The sequence below is a fragment of the Acinetobacter sp. ATCC 27244 genome (assembly GCF_000156555.1).
Classification (GTDB): domain Bacteria; phylum Pseudomonadota; class Gammaproteobacteria; order Pseudomonadales; family Moraxellaceae; genus Acinetobacter; species Acinetobacter haemolyticus.
The window spans coordinates 208,453-218,460 of sequence record NZ_GG665951.1 but is presented as its reverse complement, the minus strand read 5'-3'; the positions used below and the strand labels follow the sequence as shown (position 1 = coordinate 218,460).

Annotated in this window: 9 protein-coding genes and 1 pseudogene; 6 read left to right on the top strand and 4 right to left on the bottom strand. The window is 37.9% G+C overall.

Annotation, left to right across the window (positions count from 1 at the left end):
• A complete protein-coding gene (locus HMPREF0023_RS04970; RefSeq protein WP_026056315.1) occupies positions 1-1,323 on the top strand; it encodes a sensor histidine kinase in 1,323 nt (440 codons plus the stop codon).
• Here the strand turns inward: HMPREF0023_RS04970 and HMPREF0023_RS04965 are convergent.
• The 4 genes from HMPREF0023_RS04965 to HMPREF0023_RS04950 all read right to left on the bottom strand — a co-directional run bounded on the left by HMPREF0023_RS04965 (position 1,320) and on the right by HMPREF0023_RS04950 (position 3,815).
• Complete coding sequence (locus HMPREF0023_RS04965) at positions 1,320-2,015, bottom strand: response regulator transcription factor (RefSeq protein WP_017395079.1); 696 nt, start codon at positions 2,013-2,015, stop codon at positions 1,320-1,322. The two genes, HMPREF0023_RS04970 and HMPREF0023_RS04965, sit on opposite strands and share 4 nt — an antisense overlap.
• Positions 2,016-2,025: 10 nt before the next feature.
• The gene (locus tag HMPREF0023_RS04960) at positions 2,026-2,526 is read right to left on the bottom strand and encodes a chalcone isomerase family protein (RefSeq protein WP_005082619.1); all 501 of its coding nucleotides are present in this window, start codon (positions 2,524-2,526) and stop codon (positions 2,026-2,028) included.
• A 20-nt stretch (positions 2,527-2,546) separates the two neighbouring features.
• Positions 2,547-3,119 (bottom strand): nuclear transport factor 2 family protein, encoded by a 573-nt coding sequence (locus HMPREF0023_RS04955; protein ID WP_017395080.1) that lies wholly within the window; start codon positions 3,117-3,119, stop codon positions 2,547-2,549.
• Between the two features lie 78 nt (positions 3,120-3,197).
• Positions 3,198-3,815 carry a TetR/AcrR family transcriptional regulator gene (locus HMPREF0023_RS04950; protein WP_004639509.1) on the bottom strand — a complete coding sequence of 206 codons (618 nt, stop codon included), beginning with the start codon at positions 3,813-3,815 and terminating at the stop codon, positions 3,198-3,200.
• Between the two features lie 467 nt (positions 3,816-4,282).
• On the opposite strand from HMPREF0023_RS04950, the gene HMPREF0023_RS04945 reads away from it, so the two are divergent.
• The 5 genes and pseudogenes from HMPREF0023_RS04945 to HMPREF0023_RS04925 form a co-directional block, all read left to right on the top strand.
• Complete coding sequence (locus tag HMPREF0023_RS04945; RefSeq protein ID WP_004639504.1) at positions 4,283-5,242, top strand: metal-dependent hydrolase; 960 nt, start codon at positions 4,283-4,285, stop codon at positions 5,240-5,242.
• Positions 5,243-5,420: 178 nt separating this feature from the next.
• Positions 5,421-6,395 (top strand): metal-dependent hydrolase, encoded by a 975-nt coding sequence (locus HMPREF0023_RS04940; RefSeq protein WP_017395081.1) that lies wholly within the window; start codon positions 5,421-5,423, stop codon positions 6,393-6,395.
• A gap of 36 nt (positions 6,396-6,431) precedes the next feature.
• Positions 6,432-7,256: an SDR family NAD(P)-dependent oxidoreductase gene (locus HMPREF0023_RS04935; RefSeq protein ID WP_004639500.1), complete on the top strand. Its 825-nt coding sequence runs from the start codon at positions 6,432-6,434 to the stop codon at positions 7,254-7,256.
• A 266-nt stretch (positions 7,257-7,522) separates the two neighbouring features.
• Positions 7,523-9,042, top strand: a pseudogene (locus HMPREF0023_RS04930) (flavin-containing monooxygenase).
• A gap of 95 nt (positions 9,043-9,137) precedes the next feature.
• Positions 9,138-10,008, top strand: an 871-nt coding sequence (locus HMPREF0023_RS04925) for a class I SAM-dependent methyltransferase (RefSeq protein WP_008941336.1), incomplete at its 3' end; no start/stop codon positions are given.

The following is a 10,008-nucleotide window of genomic DNA, read 5'->3' as shown; positions in this document are numbered from 1 at the left end:
ATAAAAACCACTGCAACCAAGAAATCGCACGCTTTAGGCGAGATATTCAGCCGCCATTATTGGTTGCAGATTGGTCTAATTGCACTATCAATTGTGATCGGGATTTCATGCAGTGCGTGGGTAATTAAAGGATCACTGCTTAAAACAGCTCTAGAGCAGGAAATGGAACATTATTGGATGCGTATAGAGCGTAATCCCAATGCAGATTTACCTGACACCAAAAATCTGTATGGTTATCGCTGGATGACTGATATTCCACCGCAACCATTTAGACAAATGTCGCTCCAATCTGGTGTGCATCGTATCTTCATTGATGGTAAAGAACGCATGACTGTTTATGGTGAACGTAATGGTCAACATGTGTTATTAGTCTTTGGCGAAAGTAATGTGAATAAACTAGTGTGGCTATTTGGTCTTGCGCCACTTATGTTTAGCTTATTTATTCTTTATAGTTTTTTATGGTGGTCGAATCGTCGCGCACGTCGCTATTTTTCACCGATTACTCGTTTGGCAAATGCACTTGAGCAAATAGATTGGGAGCATCAGAGTAAAGAGGCTTCACCATTTCAAGATATTTCAACAAATGGCAATATGGAGGCACAGTATTTAAAGCAAGCTTTGGAAAAATATCATGTGGTTTTGAGTGAGTTTATCCAGCGAGAGCGTGAGTTTACTGGAGATGTTAGTCATGAGCTGCGTACCCCACTTACGATTTTAAAAGGTAACGTGCAACTGTGTCAGGCACGATATGGACAAGATAAAGCGCTTACTCGTCTGCAAAATACCATTGAGGATATGCAGCTTTTAGTTGATACCCTATTAGCGATAGCAAGAAATACGACGAATACCTTGACGATAGAGCAAGCTAAACTCTCAGAAATCGTGCAAGATTTGGTATTTGATTTGGAGCCTGTTAGTCATTCCAAAGGAATGCAAATCCATGTAATCCAAGAACATGCTGAGCAGTTACGATGGTTATATCCTTCGATGACTAAAATGGTACTCAGTAATATATTGCGTAATGCACTTAACTATTCTGAAGGTTCAGATATTCATATCATTCAACAGAAGAATAGTATTTTGATTGCAGATAATGGCATTGGAATCAAATTGCCGGATGATTTAAAAGTACAACAACTCTCGGATCGACAATTGCAACTCAAAGCCAAAGGACACGGCATCGGATTGCAGCTTGTACAGAAGTTATGCAAACAATTGGGTTGGCGAGTAGAGTTATACGATCGTCAATTTTATCTCTTAACTCACCCACAACTGGACTTGGCTTTAACTACAGGGTTGATTGTCGTGGTGTATTTAAACTAATCAGAAGCAACAGCAACTTTAAGACCGACCCCAGATACCGTATGAATGAGTTTTTGCTCAAAGGGTTTATCAACCATTTTACGTAAGTTATAAATATGGCTTCTTAAGGCATCACTTTCAGGTTCTTCATCTCCCCAAAGTTCCATGACAATTTCTTGTTTGCTAATCACTTTAGGTGAGTTTCGCATCAGGATTTTTAATAATTTAAACTGAATAGGGGGTAAATCGATGATTTTACCAGCACGAGTAATTTGTTGAGTGGCACTATCAAGGACAAGATCATGTATTTGAAGTTTACTATTGGACACTTCACCCATTGCACGTTTGATTAAGGCTCGTATGCGTACGACTAATTCATTAAAATCAAAAGGTTTAACTAAATAATCATCTGTTCCAGAGGCAAAACCTTTGAGTTTATCATCCAAGGTATCACGTGCTGTTAGCATAAGTACCGGAATATCCAAACCACGTTCTGTTCTTAACCACTCGCATAGTTCATAGCCAGACCCATCAGGTAAGTTGATATCTAACAATAATAGGTGATAGGGCTGTTGTTTAAGGAATTGGCGAGCAGCATCTAGATTACGTGCGTGATCAATAACGAAACCGTGGTCTTCTAAAAATTCACAGACGGTTGAAGCCAGCTCGTAATGATCTTCAACCATCAAGATGAAATAACTTGTATTCGGCATTGTATTTGATTTATTCATTTAAAAGTTGTTGTTTTAATTTAGCACTAAATGGAGATTGCCCAAACCAAATTTTAAAATATTGGTTGGCTTGTGCATCCTGAATTGAGCCTAAAACTCTTTGGTTTAGACTTAGTGCAAGTGTTTTTGAGGAGGCGGTGTATTCAAGACGATAAAGATCACCTTTCCGTACAGGCCGATAAAGTTGGGTAATGCGATTGAGTGGAGAATCTGAACTATAACGATCAACATTCTTTTTGAGGAAGTGTTGAGCTGCTCGCTTAAAGGCCCATTCAGGAATGTCGTGAGTGTAGTTGAAATCTAGGCGAATACTTTGATCTTGCCAATTTTTACTACAATCTTCGGCGAGGTAACTCACAGTTCCCACATTTTTTTTGGTCACAATTAAAGGTGCTGAACCACATGATTGTAAAGAGGCATGACTTATTGTTGTTGTTACCAGTGTAAACACCCCAAATGACAATAGTGCCAAATGTCTTTTTAAGATCAGCATATCAACTCCTTAAGATTCTGTTAGGTAACTTTCTTAAACGGTGTTAACCAAGCGTAGACCCCACTGACGTATGGAAGTGAGCGATACAAACCATTGGCAGGATCCCAATAATCTTGTTGGAATACAATTTGATTTGCCGGATTTATTTTAATTTCACTGATTCCATAAGATGACATGGTTTTGTTACGACCTAAAAATTTGAAGTCGTATGTCATATGCCAGTGCACGTATGCAGAGTCTTGTTGATAAGTAGTATTTAATAACTTAACCGAGACATTACTAACGCGTTGATTCATTCCATTGAAGTGCTTTATTAAGTCTTGCTTAGATGAAAACTGAGCCAGTGTGTCATTTATAAATAATTGCTCAGCATAGAGTTGACCAGCTGTGTCAACAAACTGTGGGGTACCAAGCGTATTGAAAGCTGCAACAAATCGTTGACCTACTTCCAACGCTTGTTGATCATTCAAATTAATCCCTGCGATTTGCTGACGAGCTTGACTATAATCAGGTGTATAGCTAGGGATACTTTTGCAGGCAGACAAAGAAATGATGCTGAGTGCAGCAATCGAAAGCTTTATAACGGTAGACATCATCATTCTCCTATATTCATTGTATCCAGCTTATAGTTGGTTACGTGAAGATGTTGTGAATGATGAATACTATGGTTTTTAGGCTTCTGCTTTGGCCAATTCAGCTTCAATATAGCTAATAATCATCGTGCTTAGGCCTTTGATCATTTCATCGAAAGTGATTTGTGGATTTGGTAATATCAGATGACGAGCTACATTAAAGATACTGCTATTAATACTGATATAGGCTGTGACGCTCAAATTATTTACTTTTAAATATTTTGGATGGCGCATCATGTATTTCATCAGCACTTCCATGAGTGCCATTTCGATCTGACCAATATAACGCTCATATTTGAGCTCGGTTGCATATCGCAGACATATCAAATAACGATCATTGTCACGAGTAAGCAGATCACGAAATGTATAGAAAATCATTTCAAATAAAGGCTCTAACTCCATTTCAACAATAATAGGGGTGAGCTCTTTCACCATGTCGAGAACTTCTTTGACAAAAGTTTTGGCCATGGCATCGTAAATTTCTTCTTTATTTTTAAAATACTCATATAAAGAACCGACACTTACTCCTGCTATATCAGCAATATGACGTGTGGTTGTGCCACTTGTACCATTGGTTGCAACAGCGATAAATCCTGCCTCAATAATCGTATCTACAGTAACTTTTGAGCGAGATTGACGGGGTTTGCGAGTAACCATAATGTATTATTATTAAAATCCGAACATATTGTCAGATTAGCATGCTGCGATCTGAAGTTAAAGACTGATTAAAATAATCCGAACAGATAAAATTACAGTTTTTAAAATTTATGTTTCATATCTGTAATATAAAATAGACTATTTGAATTTATTGGAATCTTATAAAAATTAAAATTATTTTAAGGTGTTGTTATTAAACAGTTTATTCTAATTTGGTGTTTTGGATTTTTGATGTTTTTAAACTTTATAAGTAAGTGATTTAAGATCAAAAACCAAACGATTTTACCCGAATTGAATCCGAACATAAGATCGGTTTACATTGGTTCTAGTAGGGAACTAGGTTCAATAAAATCTCCCGAATCTTTTTTCGTAACTTAAAAAAGAATGAGTGTGGCGAAAAGAGATGAACCTAATCCAAAGAATATTAAAGGGCAAATGACGCTCAAGTGAAGTAGGTAGGTGTAGCCATGATTAGCAGCACGTTGAACAAAGGTTTGAGTTTATTTAAATCCAACCCAATAACTGAGCAAATCGATTTTGCGAGTAAAAAGAGCATACCCATTCGACACTTGGCAATCGGATTTGAAGGTAAACAGATTGATTTATCATTCTATATGAATAATCAGTTTGCAACGATTTTCTTTGCAACACTTTCAGTTTTCTTGACTTATGGTGAAGACTTAGTGATTGAAACAGCGCGTCACCATCGTGATTTGCTCAAAGATCCTATTTTAAAACAACGTGTAACATCTTTGATTGGTCAAGAAGCAATTCATTCGAAATTACACAATGAATTTAATGATGCAATTGTTGAACTAGATTATCCAGTACGTTTATACCGCTTCCTGGGTGAAAAGTTCTTTGATTATATTTTCTTGAAATTCCCACAACCATTAAAACTTTCTCTAATGGCAGGAATCGAGCATTTCACGGCTGTTCTAGCTGAATACATGATGGCACATGAGCAGAATTTCTATTTCTCGGATGATGCCAAGACACGTGCTTTGTGGATGTGGCATATGCTTGAAGAATCTGAACATAAAGATGTCGCTTATGATGTTTATCAAACGCTGAATGGTAATTATCCATTACGTGCTACAGGATTCTTCCTTGCTTATTTCACGATTCTTGGGTTGATTCCATTCTCTGCAACATTGGTTCCAGTTCTGCGTAAACCTCAAGAAATGTTAACTGCGAAATTTTGGAAAGATGCTCGACGTGGCGTGAAACTGATCTTTAGTCCAAAAGATGGCGTATTTGGTAGCACACAAGGTCGAATCTTTGATTATCTGCGTCGTGACTTTCACCCAAATGACCATGATGCCTCACATTATTTTGAATACTACGAGAAGAAATTGTTGTCAGAAGGCGGTGCCTTACATCCGTTCTTTGTGAAGGAATTTACACCGAAGATTCAAGCTGCTTAATTTAGAGTTTGAACTGAGTTGCAGTAAGTAGTGCAGGACGGATTTTATGAGTTTAGTTGGCAGAATAGCTCATTGTTATATGAGCAGTTTGGTTCTAGTCATATTTTATTCGTCCACTATGCTGTCAAGAACTTCAAGGTGTTTTTGATTTTTTACTCTTTATATGAGGGGATCAGTTATGGTCGCTCAAGTTATTCGAAATGTATTTTCAGACAAACTTAGTACTAAATATCAAGGTATTGTCCAAAATTTAGCGAACAAGGCTCCAATTCCTATTCGTCATTTTGATTTCAAATTTAATCCAGCTGAGTTGGATCAGAAGTTCTTCTTAAATAAAGAGTTGGCGACTTCTTATTTTCACGCTTTATCGATTTTCTTAACCTTTGGTGAGGATGTGGTCATTGAGACAGCTCGTCACCATCGTGAATTTATTAATGATCCGATTTTGAAACAAAGATTGACTTCATTAATTGGTCAAGAAGCAATTCACTCAAAAATTCATAATCAATTCAATGATGAAGTTCTCAAAGAGAATGGTTATCCAGTCGAATTACTCCGTGCGATTGCTGATAAAGTGTTTGAGTACGGAATTTATAAACTACCGCACTCTATGCAGCTATCTTTGATGGCAGGTATTGAGCATTACACCGCTGTACTCGCTGAATTTATGATGCAGCATGAAGAATATTTGCTTGGTTCGCAAGATGAAAGACAACGTGCGATGTGGATGTGGCACATGCTCGAAGAATCAGAGCATAAAGATATTGCTTATGATGTGTTTCTAGAGTTATCAGGCGATTACTGGGTTCGTATTACTGGATTCTTACTTGCAAGTTTAACCATTTTAGGTGGTGTTTCTTTAGGTGGTTACTTGATGCCATTTATTCGTAAGCCAAGTAATTTAATCAATCCACGCTATATGAAAGATGTATTAGAAAGTACCGCATTGTTATTTGGTAGTGAACGAGGCGTATTTGGTAGTAGCTTTATGCATATCTTGGAATATTTACGTCCAAGCTTCCACCCAAACGACCATGATACGACCAAGTACATGGAATATTACAAAGAGCGTTTATTAAATCCAGAAACAGGTTTGTTATCACCTTATTTCTTAAAAGAATTTGTACCACCTGTTCGTGCAGCATCTGCATAACTTGGTCAAGCTGAAACAATAATTTGGAATACAAATATGAAATTATTTGGAAAGAAAGCCAAACCAAGCCAAAACGCATATGCAGTGGTAACTGGTGCGGGAAGTGGGATTGGTCGTAGTTTTGCACTTGAACTGGCAAAGCGTGGCGGGACTGTGGTTTGCTCCGATATTAACTTGGAAGCAGCAAAAGAAACGGTTGCCTTAATCGAGCAATTGGGTTCAAAAGCTTTTGCAGTAAAGTGCGATGTTGGAAATGCTAAACAAGTTGAAAAGCTTGCTGACCAAGCAGAACAACTTATGCAACACCCAACAACACTTGTGATCAACAATGCTGGTGTTGGATTGGGTGGTAAGTTTGATGAAACCTCTCTGGAAGATTGGAAATGGGTTTCAGATATTAACTTATGGGGCGTGATTCATGGTTGTCACTATTTTGTACCAAAGTTTAAACAACTTGGTCGCGGTGCAATTATCAATGTTGCTTCAGCAGCGTCTTATACTGCGGCACCTGAAATGACAGCGTATAACGTGACTAAAGCTGGTGTACGTGCTTTGTCTGAAACGCTTTCAGCTGAATTGAGAAAACATAACATCAAAGTTAATGTGTTATGTCCAACATTAGTGCCAACCAATATCATCAAAAATGGCAAAGTACCGCACAAGGGCATCTTGGATTATGCATTGACGAACTTGGCTTTTACCACTAGTGACAAAGTTGCCAAGCTGACATTAGACCGTTTGGATAAAGATCAGCTTTATACCATCCCTCAGATTGACGCAAAACTATTCTGGTTAATGAAACGTACTGCTCCGAATTTATATGCAAAATTCTTGGGTACATCATACCGATTAATGAAATAGCCTAAGCAAATGTAAAATCTCTATCGAGTTTTGATACGCGTAATGATCGTCCGCAACCTGCATAGTATCAAAAAGATAATAAGGTTTTATATTCAAGAAAGTATTAAATAAATGAAAGTGGTGAACAGGTTTTGCGGATGAAAATGGTTTTGCCTACTTTTCCCAAAAGAAAAGTAGGTCGAGCCGAAGGCTAATGATGAAATTTAGATGAGAATTCGGTAAGACAGCGTTATTGACATCTGTTTTTAGATGAAAGGATATTTTGAATGACAGCTCAAGCAAAAAAATTAAATTCTGCTGACAAAAAAGCACTCCCACAGCATATTTACGATACATTTATCGTGGGGGCGGGTATTTCAGGTATTGCGACAGCAATCCGTCTTGATCAAGTTGGTTATAGCAACTATAAGATCATTGAAAAGGCGACACGCGTTGGTGGTACTTGGCGTGAAAACACTTATCCAGGTTGTGGTTGTGACGTACCGTCAGCTTTGTATTCATATTCATTTGCACCAAGTGCAAAATGGAGTCACTTATTTGCTCGTCAACCTGAAATTTTAAACTACCTTGAAGAAGTGAGTGAAAATTTTGGCGTAAGTTCAAAAATTGAATTTGGTACAGAGTTACTCAGTGCAAAATGGGATAATGAGCGTAATTTATGGGTGATGGATACCAATAAAGGGCAGTTCTTGTCACGCTCAGCGGTCTTCGCAACAGGTCCAATTACCGAAGCTCAAATTCCAAAATTAGATGGCTTAGAGACCTTTACTGGCGAAATGTTCCATTCAGCAAGATGGAATCATGATTATGATTTGACGGGTAAACGTATTGCGGTCATTGGAACGGGCGCATCAGCTATTCAGTTTGTGCCACAAATTCAACCTAAAGCCAAAGAATTGTATGTATTCCAGCGTACCGCGCCGTGGGTTGTTCCAAAGCCTGATACGGATTTGGGCGATGTAAGTAAAAAATTAATCGAAAAATATCCATTGATCCAAAAAACTTGGCGTCAAGCGGTAGCTCAATCATTGAATGCGATTAACTTTGGGTTACGTAATCCTGCTGTGTTAAAGCCAGTCGGTGAGTTGGCTAAACTGATTTTACGCTTCCAAGTTGAAGACCCAGAATTGCGTAAAAACGTGACGCCAAACTTCACTATCGGATGTAAGCGTTTGTTGTTCGCAAACAATTATTATCCAGCTTTACAGCAACCAAATACTAAACTCATCCCTCATGGTTTAGTCAAGGTTGAAGGTAATACTGTTGTTGCTGCAAATGGTGAGCGTCATGAAGTGGATGTGATCATTTGGGGTACAGGTTTTGAAGTCTCTCATCCACCGATTGGTAAGCGTGTTGCGAATGAAAAAGGTGAGATTTTAAATGACCTTTGGAAAAGTAGCTCTCCAGAAGCGTATTTAGGTACAAGCATTGAAAACGTACCAAATGCTTTCTTGGTTTTGGGTCCGAACGTTCTGGTATATGACTCTTTTATTGGTCTAGCAGAAGCTCAACTTGATTATATCGTTGATGGTTTATTGAAAATTAGAGATCAAGGTATTGCCAAGTTAAACATCAAACTGAAGTGATTAAAAAGCACAATGAGTTAGTACAAAAGCATCTTAAAACAACTGTTTTCAATGCTGGTGGATGTAAGAGCTACTATTTAGATGCAAATGGTCGAAACTTTGCTGCTTGGCCTTGGTCATTGAAGAAGTTAAAACAACGTTTAAAACAGATGGATTTAAACGATTATCAAGTGACGTATCAAACTGAAAAGACCAACTAATTTTTTAGTCGAGTGATATAAGGGCAGTAAATTTTATCTTAGGATGGAGTTTGCTGCTTATTTTTTGCAAGATACAAATAAATTAGGAAATAAATATGAAAGATGGACAATCAAGCCGAACGGCTGAGGCGGCTGCAGCTTTACGTGCAAATCATTTCCAAAATGCTCAAAATCCAGTTTTTTCTGACCCATTTGCATTTGAGCTAACCAGCAAAGGTTGGCAAAAATTATTGAAAACATCGCTTACTGTTAAAGTGATGAACTCAACTGTATTTAACCGAACTTTAGGTTTATTGACAGGGCAAGTTGTTGGTCGTTCTCGATATGCAGAAGACTTATTGCAGCAAGCGATTCAGCAAGGAACTCAGCAATATGTCTTGGTGGGTGCAGGTTTAGATTCGTTCACGTTGAGACAAGCACAGCGCTATCCTAATTTAAAAATTTTTGAAGTCGATCATCCTGATACCCAAGCGGCAAAACAGTCGAAACTCAAAGAATTTGGTGACATTCCAGCTAATGTTGAGTTTGTGTCAATTGATTTTGAAAAAGAGTCGATTGCAGATGCTTTGGCAAGAAGTTCATTTCAACAAGATGGAAAAGCATTTTTTTCTTGGTTGGGTACAACACACTATCTTGAACCACAGACCACACTACATACTTTATCGAGTATTGCTCAAATCGCTAGCGAGGGAAGTGAAGTAGTTTTAGATTATTCAATTGACTATCGTGAATTGGATGGTGTTGAGCGTTTCGGGAGTTTATTTGTTTCACAATTTACCCGTTTCTTAAAAGAACCATTAAAAGGTCAGTTTCGACCGAAAGATTTGCATCAAGCTGTAAATGAAATTGGCTATCAAGTTATAGAGGATTTATCAGGTGATGGTCTAAGTCAGCGGTATTTTCATCAGCGTCCAGACCATATTCGACATACCATAGCAACGCATATGCTGCATTTGTGTTTAAAAT

Coding starts and splice junctions, on each gene's coding strand:
- HMPREF0023_RS04965 (WP_017395079.1), bottom strand. CDS start 2,015: ATGCCGAATACAAGTTATTTCATCTTGATGGTTGAAGATCATTACGAG.
- HMPREF0023_RS04960 (WP_005082619.1), bottom strand. CDS start 2,526: ATGCTGATCTTAAAAAGACATTTGGCACTATTGTCATTTGGGGTGTTT.
- HMPREF0023_RS04955 (WP_017395080.1), bottom strand. CDS start 3,119: ATGTCTACCGTTATAAAGCTTTCGATTGCTGCACTCAGCATCATTTCT.
- HMPREF0023_RS04950 (WP_004639509.1), bottom strand. CDS start 3,815: ATGGTTACTCGCAAACCCCGTCAATCTCGCTCAAAAGTTACTGTAGAT.
- HMPREF0023_RS04945 (WP_004639504.1), top strand. CDS start 4,283: ATGATTAGCAGCACGTTGAACAAAGGTTTGAGTTTATTTAAATCCAAC.
- HMPREF0023_RS04940 (WP_017395081.1), top strand. CDS start 5,421: ATGGTCGCTCAAGTTATTCGAAATGTATTTTCAGACAAACTTAGTACT.
- HMPREF0023_RS04935 (WP_004639500.1), top strand. CDS start 6,432: ATGAAATTATTTGGAAAGAAAGCCAAACCAAGCCAAAACGCATATGCA.